Genomic DNA, 18,521 nt, shown 5'->3' on the forward strand with positions numbered 1-18,521 from the left:
CCCCGCCGCGCGGGCGCCTCCTCGTCCCCTCTCTCCCCCCGGCCCCCAACCCCCGGGCCCCCCCCGCGGGGCCCCCCCCCGCCCGCCCCGGGGGGGGGGCGCCCCTGCGTGCGTGGTGCGTCGTATACGAAAAGCGGGTCAGCGCATCTTTCCGCCGCGCGGCATCCGCATGCCCTTGGGCATCGGACCCTTCGGCAGGGGCATGTTGCTCATGAGATCGCCCATGGCCCGCAGCTTGTCGTTGACCTGCGTGATCTGCGGACCGGCCAGTACGCGCGGCAGCTTGAGAAGCGTCGTACGGAGCTTCTTCAACGGGATCTCGCCCTCGCCGGTGCCCACGATGAAGTCGTGGACCGGGATGTCCGGCATGATCCGGGCCAGCTTCTTCTTCTCGGCGGCGAGCATCGGCTTCAGCCGGTTCGCGTTGCCCTCGGCGATCAGCACGACGCCGGCCTTGCCCACGGCCCGGTGGACGATGTCCTGGCTCCGGTTCATCGCGACGGCCGGGGTGGTCGTCCAGCCCCGTCCCACGTTGTCCAGTACGGCCGCGGCCGCGCCCGGCTGTCCCTCCATCTGCCCGAAGGCAGCCCGCTCGGCCCGTCGTCCGAAGACGATCGCCATCGCGAGGAACGCCACCAGAATGCCCAGGATGCCCAGGTAGACCGGGTGGTCGATCAGGAAGCCGATCGCAAGAAAGACACCGAAGGTGACGATTCCCACGCCCGCGACGATCAGACCGACCTTCGGGTCGGCCTTGCGCGTCATCTTGTACGTCAGGGCGATCTGCTTCAGTCGCCCGGGGTTCGCAGCAGTCTCTGCGTTTGACTTCCTCGCCATAGAGCGAAGTTTACGTGGCCTGCGGGGTCCGGGTGGCCGCGGCCTCGAGTACGTGCTCGGTTTCGACCCGGTCCTTGGCTCTGCGGCGGTCTTCGAGGACCGCGCTCCATGCGTTGCGGCGGGCGCCGCTCATGAGCAGCGACTCGAAGCCCCGGAAGGCGTCGGTGAACGACGGAATGGCAATGGCGCGTACGGGCGCGGCCTGCATGATGTCGATCCCTCTCACGGTGCTGGGCGGTTCGGGGACGGTCTGGGGCGCACGGTGGCGCGTGGCGGTGGTGTGCGCCGGTGTGCGCGGTGCGTGGAGCCATCGTCACTGACTGGTGTTACCAGGGCATGACCGGTCGGTCAAACGGTGATGAAACATTTACGCGGCCCGCCGGACTCTCGTTACAGAGAGCCTAGGGGCCGCGTCGATGCGGTGTTACCCGTTGGTAAGACTTTGTGCGTGAGTTCACATAGTCCGTGCGGTAGCGCGCGTCACACCGCGGCGCGCTTCTCCATCGCCTGCGTGTAGAGGCGGCCCGCACGGTACGAGGAGCGGACCAGCGGGCCCGACATCACACCGGAGAAGCCGATCTCCTCGGCCTCCTTCGCCAGCTCCACGAACTCGGCCGGCTTCACCCAGCGCTCGACGGGGTGGTGCCGCGGCGAGGGGCGCAGGTACTGGGTGATGGTGATGAGCTCGCAGCCGGCCTCGTGCAGCTCCTTCAGAGCCTGCGAGACCTCCTCGCGCTCCTCGCCCATGCCCAGGATCAGGTTCGACTTGGTGACCAGGCCGTAGGCGCGGGCCTGCCGGATCACGTCGAGCGAGCGCTCGTAGCGGAAGCCGGGCCGGATCCGCTTGAAGATCCGGGGCACCGTCTCCACGTTGTGCGCGAAGACCTCGGGGCGGGAGGCGAAGACCTCCTCCAGCAGCTCCGGGACCGCGTTGAAGTCGGGGGCGAGCAGCTCGACCTTGGTGTGGCCGGCCTCGCGGGCCGCCGTCTGCTCGTGGATCTGGCGCACGGTCTCCGCGTACAGCCAGGCACCGCCGTCGGCCAGGTCGTCGCGCGCGACGCCGGTGATGGTGGCGTAGTTCAGGTCCATCGTGACGACCGACTCGCCGACGCGGCGCGGCTCGTCCCGGTCCAGGGCCTCGGGCTTGCCCGTGTCGATCTGGCAGAAGTCGCAGCGCCGGGTGCACTGGTCGCCGCCGATGAGGAAGGTGGCCTCGCGGTCCTCCCAGCATTCGTAGATGTTGGGGCAACCGGCCTCCTGGCACACGGTGTGCAGTCCTTCGCCCTTCACCAGGGCCTGCATCTTCGTGTACTCGGGACCCATCTTCGCCCGGGTCTTGATCCACTCGGGCTTGCGCTCGATGGGCGTCTGGGCGTTACGGACCTCGAGGCGCAGCATCTTGCGTCCGTCGGGTGCGACTGCGGACACGACCGGCTCCCTGTGACTTCGATTCTTCGGCGCCCACCAGGGTACGCCCGTAATTTCATACGCTCTTACGTCGGCCAACCTGGCGGTGACCGGCCGCATTCCCCCGGCCGTCAGCCCGCGGCGGGCTCGATCTCCCGCGGCCGCGGTTCCGCCTGCTCCAGTACGTCCTTCAGGTGGCGTTCCGCGACCGGCAGCACGTCGGCGATGGTGATCTCGCGGCCCAGTTCGTACGAGAGCGAGGTCACACCGGCGTCCCGGATTCCGCACGGGATGATCCGGTCGAACCAGGTGCTGTCCGGGTTCACGTTGATCGCGAAGCCGTGCATCGTGACGCCCTTGGCCACGCGGATGCCGATCGCGGCCAGCTTGCGGTCCTCGCGGCGCTGTCCGGCGTTGGAGGGGGCGTACTCGGGGCCGTTCAGGCGCGCGTCGAACTCCTCGTCCGTCAGCCGCGGGTCGAGGTCGAGGGAGAGCCCGCCTATCTTCGGCCGGTTCTCGACGGGGTCCCCGAGGACCCAGACCCCCGAGCGGCCTTCGACGCGGGTGGTCTCCAGGCCGAACTCGGCGGCGGTGCGGATCAGCGCCTCCTCCAGCCGGCGGACGTGCGCGACGACGTCGACCGGGCGGGGCAGCTTCATGATCGGGTAGCCGACCAGCTGGCCCGGGCCGTGCCAGGTGATCTTGCCGCCGCGGTCCACGTCCACGACGGGGGTGCCGTCCAGCGGGCGCTCGCTCTCGGCGGTGCGCCGGCCGGCCGTGTACACGGGCCGGTGCTCCAGCAGGAGGCAGGTGTCGCCGATCTCGTCCGCGAAGCGCGCGGCGTGGACCCGCCGCTGCTCCTCCCAGGCCTGGGTGTACTCGACGTAGTCGGGTCCGAAGCCCAGACGGACAAACCCAAGCTCAGCCACCGCAGCGCCTCCTCGTTGAACCTGCCGTGTGCACGTATCGCACTCGCCAAGGGTACGGCGGCCGGATTCCGCCCCCTCAGTGGCCCGTCCACGAGGGGTCGCCGGGGCCGGTCGAGGGGCCGGCCGGGCTGGGCGGCCCGTCCTCCGGTCCCGGCGGCAGCGGCCTCGGCCGCCGGGAACGGCCCCGGGCCGCCGGCCGGTCCGGGTCCTCGTCGGCCGTCGGCAGCCGCCGGTGGCCCTCCGAGTGGTCGTTGACCCAGCCGCACACGCCGCACGCGTACCGCCCGTCCAGCCCCGCGATGTACGTGCCGCACCGCCGGCACTCGGCCTCGGTCAGCTCGGGCGCGGGCAGTCGTGCGGTGGCGTCGGCGGAGGGCTCCGCCCGGGTGGGCCTGCGGGTCATGCCGCGCAGCGTACGCGGACGGAGGGGGTCGGTCCGTAAAGCGCCCTACCGATTCTGCACACGATCGGATGAATGTGGGACAGAGGGGGCGGCATGAGCGGAGTTCGCCGCTACATTCACGCCGTTCACAGGGCCGGGACCCCGGTCCGTCACGTCAGGAAACCGTGGAGCCGATGACGGAACGACCTGCCCAGCGCGTCCCCAACCGGCAGCTCGCGGCGCTGATCGCGGAAGCCGGGTTCTCCAACGCCGGTCTGGCCCGGCGCGTCGACCAGCTCGGCCTGGAGCACGGTCTCGATCTGCGGTACGACAAGACCTCCGTGACCCGGTGGCTGCGCGGGCAGCAGCCGCGCGGGACCACCCCGGCGCTGATCGCCGAGGTGTTCACCCGCCGCCTGGGCCGCCGGCTCTCGGCGCAGGACCTGGGCCTGGACGCCTGCGCGCCCGTCTACGCCGGTCTGGAGTTCGCGGCCACCCCGGAGGAGGCCGTCGACATCGCCAGCGGGCTGTGGCGCAAGGACTCCGGCTCCCACGCCGAGCTGCGGAAGATCGCGTTCACCCCGGCCGGGCTGGTCGTGCCCAGCCGGGACTGGCTCATCGGGCGCGCCGACGAGCGCGTGGGCCGCGGTGCGGACCCGGCCGCCGCGGCCGCAGCGGCGGCGGCCCGCGTCCCGGTCCAGGGGCGCGGCTCCGTGCCCCGGCAGCGGCAGATCGACCGGGGGCCCGGCCAGCGGGTGACCGGCGGGGACATCGCGGCGCTGCGCTCGGTGAGCGAGCTGTTCCGGACCCTGGACCACACGTACGGCGGCGGCCACGCCCGGCAGGCCCTGGTGCGCTACCTGGAGCACGAGGCCGAGCCGATGCTGCGCGGCACGTACGGGGAGACCACCGGGCGCCGGCTCTTCTCGGCCGCGGCCGACCTGACCCGGCTCGCGGGCTGGACCTCGTACGACATCGCCGCGCACGGGCTCGCCCAGCGCTACTTCGTACAGGCCCTGCGCCTGGCGCAGGCCGCCGGGGACCGGCCGTACGGCTCGTACGTGCTGGTGACCATGAGCCGGCAGGCGGTCTACCTCGGCCACGGCCGGGAGGCGGTGCAGCTGGCCCGCGTCGCGCAGCAGGGCGTCGGCTCGGGGCCGCCGCCGGTGGTGCAGGCGCTGCTGCACTCGGCGGAGGCGCGCGGGCACGCGGTGCTGGGCGAGGTGCGGGCGGCGACGGCCTCGCTGGTGCGGGCCGAGCGGGCGCTGGGTGCGGCCCGGCCGGGGGACGACGTGCCGCACTGGGCGCGCTTGTTCGACGAGGGGCAGCTGGCGGACGAGTTCGGGCACTGCCACCGGGACCTGCAGCAGTACCGGGCCTCGGCGCAGCACGCGGAGCGGTCCCTGCAGCTGCGGGCGCCCGGGTTCGCGCGCTCGCGGCTGTTCTGCCGGGTGGTGCTGGCGACGGCGCGGCTGGGGCTGGGCGAGCTGGACCAGGCGTGCGCGCTGGGCGCGGAGGCGGCGCAGCAGGCGATGGAGATGCGGTCGGTGCGCGCGGTGGAGTACGTACGGGACTTCGAGCGGCGGCTGGAGCCGTACCGGGAGGCCTCGGCGGTGCGGACGTACCGGGACCGGGTGGCGGCGCTGTCGTAGGCCGTCCGGGTAAGGGCGGCGGCGGCGCTGTCGCAGGCTGTCGGGGCAAGGGCGTGGGCCCGGTTCCGCGGGGGAACCGGGCCCGGTCCGTGGTGGTTCTCAGGCCACCGCCCGGACGGCGGGCTCCGCGCTCGCCGGCAGCCGGATGCCGAAGTCGCGCAGTACGGCGGTGGCGGCGCGGCGGGCCGAGTGCAGCGCCCCTTGGACGGTGTTGGAGTCGCGGTGGTCGCCGCACACGTACAGCCCGGCCAGGACCCGGACCGGCCGGCGCAGGTCGTACGGCGGCGGCATCGCCGGTACGGCCTCCGGGGCGTGGTGGACGGCCAGCAGCTCCCAGTCGCGGGTGCCGGTCTCGTACAGCCGGGCCAGGCGCGAGGCGACCGTGCGGGCGGGCGGCGGCGGGCCGAGGACGGTCGTGGTGACCAGGCTCCGGCCGGCCGGGGCCCGCGTCGGGTCGACCGCGCTCATCACGGCGGTGTGCGCGACGGGCCAGCGCGGATCGCCGTCGAGCAGGAGCGAGCCGTCCCACGGAAGCGGGGCGGCGGTGGCGTGGTGGATGACGGTGACCTCGTGGAACGCCGGCACCCGCAGCCCGGGCAGCAGTTCGGCCGCGGCCCGCGCGCCGGTGGCCAGGACGGCGGAGCGGCAGCTGAAGTCGCCGTGCTCCTCGGTGGTGACCAGCTTGGTCGCCACCGACCGGACCCGGACCCCGGTGCGCACCGTGCCGGGCGGCAGGGTGGCGGCGAGGAGTTCGGGCAGCGTCGCGGCCCCGCCCTCGGGCACGGCGAGCCGGCCGCGGGCGAAGGTGCGCAGGGCCAGGTCGGCGACCCGGCTGGAGGTGGTGAGCTCCGGGTCGCGGAGCAGGGCGGTGAGCAGGGGGCGCAGGGTCGCGCCGAGGGCCCGGGAGCGCAGGGCGGCGAGCGCGGTGCGCTCGGGGCGGGCCAGTACGCGTTCCACCGGCAGGGCGGCGAGCCTGCCGAGGTAGGCGCTGAGCCGGGCCTGGTCGAACGATCCGCTGGCCAGCGCGCGGGCCGGGGTCAGCGCCCCGGCGCGCGACTGCCGGCCGTCGGTGTGAACGAGCACCCCCGGCGCGAAGGGTCGCAGGACCAGGCCGGCCAGGCCGGGGGTCCGGTCGAGCTCCGTGTACGAGGTGTTGAGCAGCTGTCCGATCCGGTCCAGGCGGAAGCCGTCGACGTGCTCGGTGGCCATCCGGCCGCCGGGATCGTCCGCGGCCTCCAGGACGGTGACCGTGACCCCTGCCGCGATCAGGTGGTGCGCCGCCGCGAGTCCTGAGACTCCGGCTCCTACGATGACGACGTCCGCGTGCTGTGCGGTGCGGTGCGAGCTGGTGAGCACGTGCCCCTCCCCGAGGTCGGCGCGGCTGTGTGGGAATCCTCCTTCCCCCAACGGGCTCCAGGGGAACCCTAGTTCAGTGGGCTATTACGGCCAACTCCGGTCGCACACCGGTCGCATCCGGGTCACAGGCGGTCGCACGGGGGCGGCGGGCGCCTCCGCGCACGCCGCGGACCGGGGCTATCGGGCCAGCGCGGCCCGGATCGACTCCTCGATCCCCGGGTGCCGGAAGGTGAAGCCGGACTCCAACAGCCGGGCGGGGCGCACCCTCTGACTGCCGAGCACGTCCCCGGCGAACTCCCCGAGTACGACGCGCAGGGCGGGGGCCGGTACCGCGCACAGCGTCGGCCGGTGCAGTACGCGGCCCATCGCGGCGGTGACCTCCCGGTTGGTCAGCGGCTCGGGGGCGGTCAAATTGAGGGGGCCGGACAGCCCGGGCGTGTCGATGGCGTGCCGCAGGGCGGCGATCTCGTCGTGCAGGGAGATGAACGACCAGTACTGGCGGCCGTCGCCGAGCCGGCCGCCGATCCCGGCCTTGAAGATCGGGAACAGCTTGCCCCAGGCCCCGCCCTCGGCGGCGACGACCAGTCCGGTCCGGGCGAAGACCGTCCGTACTCCGGCCCGCAGGGCGGGGGCCGCGGCCGCCTCCCACTCGACGCAGACCTCGGGCAGGAAGCCCTGCCCGGCGGGGGCGTGCTCGTCGACGGCGCGCTCGCCGGTGTCGCCGTAGTAGCCGACGGCGGTGCCGCAGACGAAGACGGCGGGCGGCGCGTCGAGCGCGGCGATCGCCCGGGCCATGGCCGCGGTCCCCTGCACCCGGCTGTCCCGGATCTCCTTCTTGTACGCGGCGGTCCACCGGTGTTCGCCGACCCCGGCCCCGGCGAGGTGGACGACGGCCCCGCAGCCGGCGAGCCCGGCGGGGTCCACGTATCCGCGCCGCGGATCCCACTGCGCCTCGTCGGGGGCGGAGGGCGTACGCCGTACGAACCGCACCACCTCGTGCCCGTCCGCCCGCAGGGACCGCACAAGGGCCTGCCCGATGAGCCCACTGGCCCCGGTGATCGCAATTCGCATGCCCTCATGATGCAGCTCCGCTCCCCGGCCCACCCGCCCCCGCCACGACGGCCCGCGGCGCGGCGCCGTCAGGAGGTCCCGAGCCAGGTTCCGACCGCGTACGTGACTCCCATCGCCAGGGCGCCGCCGATGACGTTGCGCAGGATCGCCCGGCCGGGAGGGGCGCCGCCCAGGCGGGCGCTGATCACCCCGCACAGCGTCAGCGCCGCCAGCACCGCCGCCACGGTCACCGGCACCCGCTCCGACGGCCCCGGCAGCGCGATCGCCAGCAGCGGCAGCAGCGCCCCCACCGTGAACGCGATCAGGCTCGCGAACGCCGCGTGCCAGGGGTTCACCAGCTCGTCGGGGTTGATCCCGAGCTCCACCCGCGCATGGGCCTTCAGCGCGTCCCGCTCCGTGAGCTGCACCGCCGCCTCCCGCGCGAGGTCCCGGTTCAGCCCTCTGGCCTCCAGCAGCTCCGTCAGTTCCGCCAGCTCCGCCTCCGGCTCCTCGGCCAGCTCCCGCCGCTCCGTCTCCAGCGCGGCCCGTTCGGAATCCCGCTGGGAGCTCACCGACACGTACTCCCCCGCCGCCATCGACAGCGACCCCGCCAGCAGTCCGGCCACCCCCGCGGCCAGGATCGACGCGCGCGAGGTGGTGGCCCCGGCCACGCCCACCACCAGCCCGGCGGTGGAGATGATCCCGTCGTTCGCGCCGAGCACCCCGGCCCGCAGCCAGTTCAGCCGCGAGCCGATCTCCGCGCTCTGCTCCGCCGTGCCGCCCGCTCCCGCCCCGCCGCCCGCATCCGCATCCGCATCCGTCACGGGACCACTGTCGGCGCCCGGGGCCCGCGGGGCCACCCGGCGGCCGGTCCGGCGTGCGCGCCCCCCGCCCGCGTACCAGGGTGGAGGGGTGAGACGCCGACGCGAGGAGCCCGGCTGGCTGCACGGCAAGCCGCCACCGCTCTGGGCCCGTATTGCCCCCGTGGTGGCGCTCGTGGTGCTGGTGCTCGTACAGCGCCTCACCCAGGGCGAGGCGGAGGTGGGCTTCTTCCTGGCCGGACTGCCTCCGGTGGCCGCCTTCGCCTACGGGGCCGCCGGCACCGCCGCCTTCGCCGGGATCGTGCTGGCGCTGCTCGGCATGCCGTGGGCCGGTACCGCGCACCCGCGGGGCGCCGATCTGGCCACGGTGGCCGCGATCGGGCTGCTGAGCGTGGTCATCGCCTGGGTCCGGCGGCGCCGCGACGCGCAGCTGGTGAGCGTGCGGACCGTCGCGGAGGCGGCCCAGCTGGCAGTGCTGCCGCCGGTACCGGAGCGGGTCGGTCCGGTGCGCTGCGCCGGGCTGTACCGGGCCGCCCAGCGCGGCACCCTGGTCGGCGGCGACCTGTACGACGTACGGGTCGGGCCGTACGGGGTGCGGGCGCTGGTCGGGGACGTGCAGGGGCACGGCCTGGCGGCGGTCGGCACGGTCGCCGCGCTGCTCGGGGCCTTCCGGGAGGGGGTGCTGGACGATCCGGAGCTGGTGGGGGTGGCGGCCCGGCTGGACCGCAGACTGCTGGCGGACACGGCGGACACGCCGGGCACGGTGGATACGGCGGGCGCGGCGGACACGGCGGATACGGCGGGCGCGGCGGACACGGCGTGCGCGGCCGACTCCGCGGACGGGTCGGGGGGGCAGCCGGAGCTCTTCGCGACGGCGCTGCTGCTGGAGTTCCCGCCCGGGCTGGACCTCGTACGGATCGTCTCGTGCGGGCATCCGCCGGCGCTGCTGCTCCGGGCTTCCACCGTCTCGGAGCCGACCGTGGAGCCGGGCCCTCCGCTGGGGCTCGGGCTGGCCGGACCTGACCTCGCGGTGGTGACCGACGTACCGCTGCTGCCGGGCGACCGCCTGCTGGCCTACACGGACGGGGTGACGGAGGCCCGGGACGCGGCGGGCGAGTTCTACCCCCTGGCGGCCCGGGTCCCGGCCCTGGAGCGGGACCCGGCGGGACTGGTCGAGGCGGTCTGGCAGGACCTGCTGGAATTCACCGGGGGCGGCCCCCGCGACGACGTGGCCCTCCTGGTCCTGTCCCTCCCGGACACTCCTTAGGCCGTGTCGTCACCGCGAGACGGGCGGGGCTTTGCGGACACCCTCGGCCCCCTCCCGCTCTCCCGGGCCGTCGGGCAGGGCGTTCGGGAACGCCCTGCCCGACCCGTGCGACCCCGCCGGGCGGGGCTCAGGCTCCGTTGCTGATGATGAAGGCGCGGACCATCTTGCACGTGACGTTCGACGGGCGGTGGATGCCCGTGCGGACCGCCATCGTGCGGATCTTCCGGTTGGTGGCGCGGCGGGCGTCGTACGTCCCCGAGTCGAGCAGGGATATCGCCAGCCGCATCGCCTTCAGGCGGCGGTTGTGGCTCTCGTACCACTCGCGGGGCAGGCCCGCCGGCAGCGGCTTCTTCTTGACGGGCTCGAGGGTCATGGCAGTGGCCATCTACAGCCTCCCAAACGGTAGTTGGCTTCCTGTCGTTCTCCCTCGATTTTACCGGGGACCACTGACAGAAGCCCTGGCCGGAAGGGCTGCGGCCTAGGCTGGGGGCCATGGAGATCTGGATCAATCCCGCATGCTCGAAGTGCCGCAGCGCGCTGACCCTGCTGGACGCGGAGGGCGCCGAGTACACGGTGCGCCGCTACCTGGAGGACGTGCCGTCCGAGGCCGAGATCCGCGAGGTCCTTGGCCGGCTCGGACTGGAGCCGTGGGACATCACGCGCACCTCGGACCCGCTCGCGAAGGAGACCGGCGTACGGGATCTGCCGCGCGAGGGGACGGACGAGGCGCGGGGCCGCTGGATCGCCCACCTCGCGGCGCACCCGAAGCTCATCCAGCGCCCGATCATCACGGCGGAGGACGGCACGGCGGTCGTCGGCCGCTCGGAGGAAGCGGTCCGCGAAGCCCTCTCCCGCCGCGCCTGACCGGGCCGCCCGCCCCCGTTCCTCATCTCGGCCTCACCCCCTCACCCCATATGGTGTGAAAACAGCCAAACGGGATTCACCACACCAGAAGGAACGCATCAGAGGGCCGCGATGACCGACGAGCAGACAAGGCAGAACGGGCAGGCCGGGCAGGCCGGGCAGGACCAGCGGGGCCCGCAGGACGCGCAGGACGCGCAGAACCCGCCGCAGCCCCCCGGGCCCCACCTGCCCGCGCCGCGCCGGGGTGCCGACTGGATGTTCGGCGGGGTCTACGGGACCGTGCTCGCGTCCGGCCTGCTGGCCGCGCTGGACCAGGCGGGCGGGGAGAACACGCCGTTCTACGACGCCAGCTGGGTCCTGGTCACCGCCTGCGCGGCCGCGCTCGCGCACGGGTACTCGCACAACATGTCCAGCCATCAGGCCGGCTCCGCCGCCCTCCGGTGGCGGGTGCTCTCGCGGGCGCTGTGGAACGAGTGGCCGATGATCGTGGCCACGCTGCCCACGGTCGTACTGCTGCTCATCGCCGGGCTCACCCACTGGGACTCCCACGCGGTGACCGCCGTGGGACTCGGCCTGAACACCGCGCTGCTGTTCGCGTGGGGCTCCTTCGTGGCGCTCCGCGTCGGCTACCGGCTCGGCCCGGCCCTGCTCATCGGCCTGGCGGACGCCACCATCGGCCTCGCCATCATCGTGGCCAACGCGGTCATCAAGTAGCCCCGCCGCAGCCCCGCGGCCCGCACCCCCGTGACCCGGAGCCCCAGGGCTCCCGGTCACGGGGGTCCCGCCCCGCTCACGACGGGAGCTGGGACTCCGCCTCCGCCAGGATTTCCGTCAGGCGGGCCGCGAACCGGGCGTCGCGGGGGTCCGGGACGCCGGTGCGGGCCGCGGTGATCAGGGCGTCGAGGGCGCGGCCGTACGCACCGGGCACATCGGTCCAGTTCGGCAGCGAGAAGACCCCCTCCGCCCCGCGCAGTTCCAGCCCCACCCCGGCCGCCGCCGTCGGCGCGCCCAGGCTGAGCACGGCCGTGCTGGCGGCGCCCGAGGCGTGGCGCAGGGCGAGCTGGACCACATCGGAGGGACCGCGGGTGGCACTGACGGACGTGACGTCGCCGAGGACCGGGATCAGGACGGACAGCGCGTGCGGGCCGACGTCCCACAGCCCGCCCTTGGCCTTGCGCCAGGGCGAGTCGGCGTACGCGCTGGGCGCGCCGTCGGGCGGGAACACGGCGCCGAGCCAGTGGGCGGCGGCCGTGAACCAGCCGGAGCGGCCGGCCTGCTCGGCGACCCAGCCGGCGGCCGGTTCGGCGAAGCGCAGGGTGAGGAAGACGACGGAGGCGACGCCGTGCCGGGCGGCGGCGTCCGCGACGGCGCGCGCGTCTTCGGCGGTCGTGGCGACGGGCTTGTCGAGCAGCAGTTGGCAGCCCGCGGCGGCGGCCCGCACGGCCAGCGGGGCCTGGACGTCGGGCGGCAGGGCGAAGGCCACGACGTCACAGTCGGCGAACAGCGCGTCGGGGTCTTCGTACACCTTCACGCCGAACGCGTCGGCCAGCTCGGCGGCGGCTTCGGGGCGTCGGCCCCACACTCCGGCGAACTCCGAGCCGGCGTGCGCGGCGAGGGCGGGGGCATGGGTGCGGTGGGCCCAGGGTCCGGTGCCCAGCAGGCCGACCCGGGGGCGGGCCGGCAGGCGGGGGGAGTCCGCAGGATCATCGGCCGAGGTCAAATCGTACGAAATGCTCACCCGCCCAGTCTGCCCCACTCGGACGGGTGTGCTGCCACCAACCCGCACAACCCGCTCGACCTGCGGTGTAAACCTCGGTAACACGGGGTTCACACACGGGCAACGGAAGAGAAATCGCGAGCGGGCACGCTGCGGACCACACCGCAACGCACCGCAGTACGACAAACGCGGCACGACGAACACAGCACCCGCAACGCAGCACCCGCAGAGTCTGCGCCGGAGCGACGCACCGAAGGATGGGGCCCGTGAGCTACAAGGCTGAGTACATCTGGATCGACGGCACCGAGCCGACGGCGAAGCTGCGCTCCAAGACGAAGATCCTGGCCGACGGCGAGGCGCTGTCGATCTGGGGCTTCGACGGATCGAGCACGAGCCAGGCCGAAGGCCACGCCTCCGACCGCGTGCTCCAGCCGGTGTTCTCCTGCCCGGACCCGATCCGCGGCGGCGACAACGTCCTCGTGCTCTGCGAGGTCATGAACATCGACATGACCCCGCACGAGTCGAACACCCGCGCCCTGCTGCGTCCGGTCGCCGAGCAGTTCGGTGACCAGGAGCCGATCTTCGGCATCGAGCAGGAGTACACCTTCTTCGACGGCATCCGGCCGCTCGGCTTCCCGGTGGGCGGCTTCCCGGCCGCGCAGGGCGGCTACTACTGCGGTGTCGGCGCCGACGAGATCTTCGGCCGCGAGATCGTCGAGAAGCACCTGGACCACTGTCTCGCGGCGGGTCTGGCCATCTCCGGCATCAACGCCGAGGTCATGCCCGGCCAGTGGGAGTTCCAGGTCGGCCCGGTCGGCCCGCTGGAGGTCTCGGACCAGCTGTGGATCGCGCGCTGGCTGCTGTACCGCACCGCCGAGGACTTCAACGTCTCCGCGACGCTGAACCCGAAGCCGGTGAAGGGCGACTGGAACGGCGCGGGCGCGCACACCAACTTCTCCACGAAGGCGATGCGCGAGGACTACCGCGCCATCATCACGGCGTGCGAGGCGCTGGGCGAGGGCTCGAAGCCGCTGGACCACGTCAAGAACTACGGCGCCGGCATCGACGAGCGCCTGACGGGCCTGCACGAGACCGCCCCGTGGAACGAGTTCAGCTACGGCGTCTCGGACCGCGGCGCCTCGGTCCGCATCCCGTGGCAGGTCGAGAAGGACGGCAAGGGCTACATCGAGGACCGCCGCCCGAACGCGAACGTGGACCCGTACGTGGTGACCCGCCTCATCGTCGACACCTGCTGCACGAGCCTGAAGAAGGAGGGCCTGGTCTGAGACCCGGCCCGCCCCGGTAACCGCGACGCACGACGCCCGCCGAGCCCCTGTGGCCCGGCGGGCGTCGTGCGTCGTGCGTCGCGTGCAGGGGTTACCGGAGGTCCATTGGAGGGCCCATGGCGGAATTTGAGATTCCGCTCCACTGGTTGAGACGGGGTGTGCCCCGGGCCCCCCGCATCTGCTTCAATGGCGCTCATGGCCAGCCACTCGCACACCTCGAACGGTCGCAGCGACCTCGAGCCGTTCTGGCCCTCCCGTCAGGATCACGACTTCGACCGGGTGTGTCGCCGCACGGAGAACGCGCCGGCCCTCTAAAGCCTTTCGGGATCCGCCAACAGAGCTCCCCGAGGCCTTCGGTCCGCGCGGTACGCGATGACGTACGTACGTCTCCTGCCGACCACTTCGCGTGAAAGAGCTGACCACTCATGTCTCACACCCGTTCGCTGACCTCTGCCGCCTCCGCTGCGACCGCGCCCCTCGCCTACCCGCCCAGTCCGCGCCACCGGCTGCGGGCCGTGGACCGCAACGAGGCCGCCCGCGTGGTCGACCTCCTGCCCCCCGGAGCCACCTGGCTGCCCGCGCCGCAGCACTCCCTGCCGACGCTGCCGGGCCAGCCGCCGATGGTCGGCTACCTGGTCCTCGTACCGGCCGGGTCGGACGACCTGCAGCCGCCGATCGCCTTCGCCCCGCAGTCCGTTCCCCAGCCCCCGGCGGCGACCGCAGCCGCGGGGGACGAGCTCGTCCGCATCGACGCCGCCCAGCGCACCGCCGAGGTCGACGGCCGGGTACTCGACCTGACGTACCTGGAGTTCGAGCTGCTGGCCCACCTCGTGGCGCACCCGCACCGGGTGCACAGCCGCGACCAGCTGGTGACCACGGTCTGGGGCTACGGCCACGTCGGTGACGGCCGGACCGTGGACGTCCACGTCGCCCGCCTGCGCCGCAAGCTGGGCGCGGCGCACCGCGGCGCGATCCAGACCGTGCGCCGCGTGGGCTACAAGTACGCGCCCTGAGCGGACGAGGGGGTGGGCCCGCACCCCTGCGCGGAGTACGGGCCCACCTGCCGCCGGGCTAGGCGGCGCGGCGTGCCGCGACCGCCCCCAGCAGCACGTCGATCGCCAGGAACGCGACCAGGCTGATGCCGAGCAGCGGTACGAACCACCCGACCACCGCGGTCACGGCGGCGAGCGGGAGCAGCATCGTCAGCGGCACCTTGCGCCAGGCTCCGCGCCGCTGCGCGCGGCCGGCCGACAGGGCGCGGTCCTTGGTGGGCCGGCGCAGCCACCACATCCGGTAGCCCCAGAACACCAGGAACATCACCGCGACCGCGAGCGCGCCGAGCGCGATCTGGTTGGCGAGGCCGAGGGTCTTCCCCATGTGCAGGTCGATGCCGAAGCGCGTCAGCTGCGCGAGGACCGGGTAGTCCGCGAAGCGCAGTTCGTCCATGATCCGGCCGTCGGCGGGGTCGACGGCGACCGAGTCGAGGTGGACCGGCAGCTGCTTGTCCTGCTCCTTGATCACGTAGCCGTTGCCCTTGGCGGGCAGGGTGACGCGGAGCTCGTGGGTGACCCCGGCGGCGCGGGCGGCGGCCACGGCCTTGTCGACGCCGATGTCCGCGGTGGCCGGGGTCGCGGGCATCTCCGTGCCGTCGGGCATGGTGTGCCCGGTGTGCCCGGCGTGCGCGCCGGAGCCGGCGTCCGAACCGGGGGCGAGGGCCGCGGACACCGAGGGGGTGGCGCCGCCGAGCCCGTCCTGGAGCTGCCCGATGTTCTCGCCCGCGTACTTCGACCAGGTCAGGCCGGTGGCGGAGAGCGCGACGAGTCCGGTGACGGCCCAGAGGCCGACGGCCCCGTGCCAGGACAGGGTCTTGCGGCGGCCGGCGGCGGCGCGGTCGGGCAGGACGAGCAGGGCCTTGCGGGAGCGGCGGCGGCCGATCCACAGGGCGAGGCCGCCGAGCGCGACGACCCAGAGCCAGCTCGCGGCGAGCTCGCTGTAGTTCCGGCCGAACTCGCCGAGCTGGAGGCTGGAGTGGAACTCGCTGAGCCAGGCGCGCAGCGGCAGCGCGTCGCCTTCGGTGGTCAGCGCTCCGTTGACGTGGGCCGTGTACGGATCCACGAACACGGTACGGGTCTGACCCTCCTCCAACCCCGGGAGCTCCATGATCACGTGGGTGGTCGCCTCGGGATCGGGCGCGGGCCACACGGCCACGACCGTGCCCTCCGGCACGGTGGCCCGGGCGGCCGTGAGCTGGGCGCTGAGCGGGACGGTGCTCTCGCCGACCCGGGCGACGGTCAGTTCGTCGGAGTAGAGGATCTTCTCGGCCTGCCAGGAGCCGGCGTAGAGCAGTCCGGTGGCGGCGGCGAGGAAAAGGAGCGGGGCTATCAGGATCCCGGCGTAGAAGTGCATGCGCAGGAGCAGCGGCCGCAGGGCGGCCCAGGCTCCGGGCTTCGAGGATGCGGCAGGCGTATCGGGGGTCGTGGCGGCGTCCGGGGTGCGGACGTCCTGAACCTCGTCAAGGGACATGTGGGTCCTAGGTGTTGGCGCGATGGCGAAGACGTGGGTGAAGTGGCCCCAGGTCTCGCCCCTCGGCCGACCGGTCAGACGGCGAGGGCGGTACGGCCGGGGGCCGTGGCGCGGGTGTGCGGCAGGCGGGGCGGCCCGCGGCGCACCTGGGCGTGGGCGGGCACCGCTCCGCGCAGCGTGCGCGGGGGTTCGTACGAGGGCCGGGGTGCGGGCGGCGCCGGTACGGGGGCCACCCGGGCCCGGAGCAGTGCGAACGCGCGGGCCAGCGGCCGGGCCGCCAGCAGCGCCGCGGCGCCGAGGACCGGGGCCAGCCGGAACACGGCGGCCTCGCCCCGGGCCAGCCAGGCGGCGCAGAACAGACCGGCGAGCACGTGGGCGGCGATCATGCCGAGTCCGCCGTGCCCGGCCATGCCGCTCATGCCGTCCATCGCGCCCATGTCGGCGAGGCCGTGCGCGTCCGCCATGCCGTCCATGGAATGCACGGCGCGCAAGCCGTCCGTGCCGCCCGGCACGGGGTGGTGCGCGGGCAGGGGCGTCGGGACCCGGTGGCCCGCGCCCCCCGCCTGGCTGCCCGAGAAGAGCAGGTGCAGTACGCCCTGCACGGCGAGCAGTGACGCGCTGATCCCGGCCGGCCCGCGGCGGCGCCCGGCGCCGAGCCAAGCGAGCCCGGCCGTCACCCCGAAAGCACCCAGAAGGCCTATCAGGGGAATATCCGCGCCAGAGATGTACGAATGCCCCACAGCACCCAATGCGGTGCACACCGCCGCGAACATCGCGGCCCGTGTGACGCGCAGCGGCGCGGGGGTTCCTGGCATGGCTGAAACATGCTCGCACGGGCCCCGGTTCCGCCAGTCCGAGGGTGGTGTCCGATCATGATCGGATGAAATCACTGCTCTGGCCGCCGCCGGCCCTCGGCGTGGTGTATGCGGGCGGGCTCCAGCTCGGGGCCTACGCCCTGGATCGACGGGGGCCGGCGGAGCGCGAGCGCGTGCTGCGCGGCTGCTCGACGAACGTCGACAATCTCGCGGCCGGCCGCTGGGACACCCTGCTGAGCAGCGCCTTCGTCGTCGAGGAGCCCATGCCGCTGCCGTACGCACTGCTGCTCGTCGCGGTCCTCGGGTACGCGGAGTACGCGTACGGGGCCTGGTGGGCGGCCGGGGTGTTCCTCTTCGGGCACGCCGCGGCGACGCTCCTCGTGTTCGGCGCCCTGCGCGGGACGGCCGACGCCCCGACCCGGCGGGCCCTGGACGTGGGCGCCAGCTACGGCTTCAACGCCGTACTCGGCGCGCTGACCTCCGCGCTGCCCCGCGGCCCGGTCCGCACGGCCACCCGGGTGGGGCTGCTGGCGCTCGCCGTAGGGCCGGTGCTGGGGCGGGACCGGAACTTCACGGACGCCGGGCACCTGGCCGCGCTGGGGCTCGGGGTCGGGCTGTCCTTCGCCTTCGATTACCTATCCGGGACAAAACACCCGAAAATCGGATGAACGAATATCCGCCGCACCCACCGCACCACCCACGCCGCACGCACACCGCTGGAGCCGCCACGATGACCACGACCACCCCCTCCACCACCGTCGCCAACCTCCGCGACCTCGGCGGCACCCCCCTCGCGGGCGGCCGCACCGTCCGGCCCGGCCTGGTCCTGCGCTCCGGCCAGCTGGACCGGCTCGACGTGGACGCCGACCCGGTGGTGGCCGCGCTGGGCCTGCGCACGGTCATCGACTTCCGCACCGACGCCGAGCGGGCCGACCACCCGGACCGGATACCGGAGGGCGCACGCCTCCTGGTCGAGGACGTCCTCGCCGACAAGATGAACTCCGGGAAGATGCCGGCCGCCACCCAGCTCAAGGACCTCCTGTCCGATCCGGCGATGGCCGAGGAGCACCTGGGCGGCGGCAAGGTGCAGGCGCTGTTCGCCGACACCTACCGGTCCTTCGTGTCCACCGCTTCCGCGCAGGCCGCGTACCGGACCCTGCTCACCGAGCTCGCGGACCCGCAGGCCGGCCCGCTGCTGTTCCACTGCACGGCCGGCAAGGACCGTACGGGCTGGGGCGCGACCGTCGTCCTGGCGCTGCTCGGCGCGGACGACGAGACCCTGATGGCCGAGTACCTGTCCGTCAATCCGGCGGTCAAGCAGGCGTTCGCGCCGATGATCGAGGGCTTCACCGTCGCCGGCGGCAACCCGGACATCGCGCTGGGCCTGATCGGCGTGTTCCCCGAGTACCTGCAGGCCGCGCTCGACGAGGTGGGCACGCGGTACGGCTCGATGGAGAAGTACGTGCGCGAGGGCCTCGGCGTCCCCGACGAGGCGGTCGAGGCACTCCGCACCCGCCTGACGGCCTGATCCCGGGCGGCCCGTTCCCCTTTCGGCTCAGCGGCTTTCCGCCCGAACGCGCAACCCGGGGACGGGTGACCATCCGACGATTCGCTC

20 protein-coding genes are annotated in these 18,521 nt (G+C 73.7%); 8 read left to right on the plus strand and 12 right to left on the minus strand.

All coding sequences use genetic code 11. The annotated features are described in order from the left end of the window. Positions 1 to 138: 138 nt before the first annotated feature. The 5 genes from ACFXGI_RS16210 to ACFXGI_RS16230 all read right to left on the minus strand — a co-directional run bounded on the left by ACFXGI_RS16210 (position 139) and on the right by ACFXGI_RS16230 (position 3,576). Complete coding sequence (locus ACFXGI_RS16210) at positions 139 to 837, minus strand: DUF4191 domain-containing protein (protein WP_384706430.1); 699 nt, start codon at positions 835 to 837, stop codon at positions 139 to 141. A 10-nt stretch (positions 838 to 847) separates the two neighbouring features. Further along, positions 848 to 1,045, minus strand: coding sequence for a hypothetical protein (locus tag ACFXGI_RS16215; RefSeq protein WP_030863404.1), 198 nt, complete (start codon positions 1,043 to 1,045; stop codon positions 848 to 850). A 272-nt stretch (positions 1,046 to 1,317) separates the two neighbouring features. Then, the gene (gene lipA, locus ACFXGI_RS16220) at positions 1,318 to 2,265 is read right to left on the minus strand and encodes a lipoyl synthase (protein ID WP_229340282.1); all 948 of its coding nucleotides are present in this window, start codon (positions 2,263 to 2,265) and stop codon (positions 1,318 to 1,320) included. A gap of 110 nt (positions 2,266 to 2,375) precedes the next feature. Further along, positions 2,376 to 3,173: a lipoyl(octanoyl) transferase LipB gene (gene lipB / locus ACFXGI_RS16225; protein WP_384706432.1), complete on the minus strand. Its 798-nt coding sequence runs from the start codon at positions 3,171 to 3,173 to the stop codon at positions 2,376 to 2,378. Positions 3,174 to 3,249: 76 nt separating this feature from the next. Beyond that, entirely contained in the window at positions 3,250 to 3,576 is a 327-nt protein-coding gene (locus ACFXGI_RS16230) for a hypothetical protein (protein ID WP_384706434.1), read from the minus strand. A gap of 173 nt (positions 3,577 to 3,749) precedes the next feature. Between ACFXGI_RS16230 and ACFXGI_RS16235 the strand changes: the two genes are divergently transcribed. Continuing rightward, a complete protein-coding gene (locus ACFXGI_RS16235) occupies positions 3,750 to 5,207 on the plus strand; it encodes a regulator (RefSeq protein WP_384706436.1) in 1,458 nt (485 codons plus the stop codon). 99 nt (positions 5,208 to 5,306) lie between these two features. On the opposite strand, the gene ACFXGI_RS16240 is transcribed toward ACFXGI_RS16235, so the two are convergent. The 3 genes from ACFXGI_RS16240 to ACFXGI_RS16250 form a co-directional block, all read right to left on the minus strand. Further along, on the minus strand, positions 5,307 to 6,563 hold the full coding sequence (locus tag ACFXGI_RS16240; protein ID WP_363126228.1) for an FAD-dependent oxidoreductase: 1,257 nt from the start codon (positions 6,561 to 6,563) through the stop codon (positions 5,307 to 5,309). Positions 6,564 to 6,740: 177 nt separating this feature from the next. Further along, a complete protein-coding gene (locus ACFXGI_RS16245) occupies positions 6,741 to 7,634 on the minus strand; it encodes a TIGR01777 family oxidoreductase (protein ID WP_384706438.1) in 894 nt (297 codons plus the stop codon). A 68-nt stretch (positions 7,635 to 7,702) separates the two neighbouring features. Then, positions 7,703 to 8,368 (minus strand): VIT family protein, encoded by a 666-nt coding sequence (locus ACFXGI_RS16250; protein ID WP_384706517.1) that lies wholly within the window; start codon positions 8,366 to 8,368, stop codon positions 7,703 to 7,705. A 157-nt stretch (positions 8,369 to 8,525) separates the two neighbouring features. On the opposite strand from ACFXGI_RS16250, the gene ACFXGI_RS16255 reads away from it, so the two are divergent. After that, entirely contained in the window at positions 8,526 to 9,701 is a 1,176-nt protein-coding gene (locus ACFXGI_RS16255) for a PP2C family protein-serine/threonine phosphatase (protein ID WP_384706441.1), read from the plus strand. A gap of 127 nt (positions 9,702 to 9,828) precedes the next feature. On the opposite strand, the gene ACFXGI_RS16260 is transcribed toward ACFXGI_RS16255, so the two are convergent. Next, positions 9,829 to 10,086, minus strand: coding sequence for a hypothetical protein (locus ACFXGI_RS16260; protein WP_030872068.1), 258 nt, complete (start codon positions 10,084 to 10,086; stop codon positions 9,829 to 9,831). A 107-nt stretch (positions 10,087 to 10,193) separates the two neighbouring features. Between ACFXGI_RS16260 and ACFXGI_RS16265 the strand changes: the two genes are divergently transcribed. Together ACFXGI_RS16265 and ACFXGI_RS16270 are read left to right on the plus strand one after the other, a co-directional pair. Next, complete coding sequence (locus ACFXGI_RS16265; RefSeq protein WP_384706443.1) at positions 10,194 to 10,565, plus strand: ArsC/Spx/MgsR family protein; 372 nt, start codon at positions 10,194 to 10,196, stop codon at positions 10,563 to 10,565. A gap of 111 nt (positions 10,566 to 10,676) precedes the next feature. Further along, on the plus strand, positions 10,677 to 11,279 hold the full coding sequence (locus tag ACFXGI_RS16270; protein WP_384706445.1) for a hypothetical protein: 603 nt from the start codon (positions 10,677 to 10,679) through the stop codon (positions 11,277 to 11,279). Between the two features lie 76 nt (positions 11,280 to 11,355). On the opposite strand, the gene ACFXGI_RS16275 is transcribed toward ACFXGI_RS16270, so the two are convergent. Beyond that, positions 11,356 to 12,297 (minus strand): Gfo/Idh/MocA family protein, encoded by a 942-nt coding sequence (locus tag ACFXGI_RS16275; RefSeq protein ID WP_384706519.1) that lies wholly within the window; start codon positions 12,295 to 12,297, stop codon positions 11,356 to 11,358. A gap of 251 nt (positions 12,298 to 12,548) precedes the next feature. Between ACFXGI_RS16275 and glnII the strand changes: the two genes are divergently transcribed. Then, the gene (glnII, locus tag ACFXGI_RS16280; protein WP_384706447.1) at positions 12,549 to 13,568 is read left to right on the plus strand and encodes a glutamine synthetase; all 1,020 of its coding nucleotides are present in this window, start codon (positions 12,549 to 12,551) and stop codon (positions 13,566 to 13,568) included. Positions 13,569 to 13,993: 425 nt separating this feature from the next. After that, positions 13,994 to 14,581 carry a winged helix-turn-helix domain-containing protein gene (locus ACFXGI_RS16285; RefSeq protein WP_384706449.1) on the plus strand — a complete coding sequence of 196 codons (588 nt, stop codon included), beginning with the start codon at positions 13,994 to 13,996 and terminating at the stop codon, positions 14,579 to 14,581. A 58-nt stretch (positions 14,582 to 14,639) separates the two neighbouring features. Here ACFXGI_RS16285 and ACFXGI_RS16290 read toward each other — a convergent pair whose 3' ends face one another. Both ACFXGI_RS16290 and ACFXGI_RS16295 read right to left on the minus strand, forming a co-directional pair. Then, complete coding sequence (locus ACFXGI_RS16290) at positions 14,640 to 16,091, minus strand: PepSY-associated TM helix domain-containing protein (protein ID WP_384706451.1); 1,452 nt, start codon at positions 16,089 to 16,091, stop codon at positions 14,640 to 14,642. Between the two features lie 74 nt (positions 16,092 to 16,165). After that, positions 16,166 to 16,768, minus strand: coding sequence for a hypothetical protein (locus ACFXGI_RS16295; RefSeq protein ID WP_384706453.1), 603 nt, complete (start codon positions 16,766 to 16,768; stop codon positions 16,166 to 16,168). 203 nt (positions 16,769 to 16,971) lie between these two features. Between ACFXGI_RS16295 and ACFXGI_RS16300 the strand changes: the two genes are divergently transcribed. Both ACFXGI_RS16300 and ACFXGI_RS16305 read left to right on the plus strand, forming a co-directional pair. Further along, positions 16,972 to 17,574 carry a rhomboid-like protein gene (locus tag ACFXGI_RS16300; protein ID WP_384706455.1) on the plus strand — a complete coding sequence of 201 codons (603 nt, stop codon included), beginning with the start codon at positions 16,972 to 16,974 and terminating at the stop codon, positions 17,572 to 17,574. A 62-nt stretch (positions 17,575 to 17,636) separates the two neighbouring features. Then, positions 17,637 to 18,434: a tyrosine-protein phosphatase gene (locus ACFXGI_RS16305; RefSeq protein ID WP_384706457.1), complete on the plus strand. Its 798-nt coding sequence runs from the start codon at positions 17,637 to 17,639 to the stop codon at positions 18,432 to 18,434. The last annotated feature ends 87 nt before the right edge of the window (positions 18,435 to 18,521 follow it).

The sequence above is a fragment of the Streptomyces sp. NPDC059355 genome, from assembly GCF_042752335.1.
Taxonomy (GTDB): Bacteria; Actinomycetota; Actinomycetes; order Streptomycetales; family Streptomycetaceae; genus Streptomyces.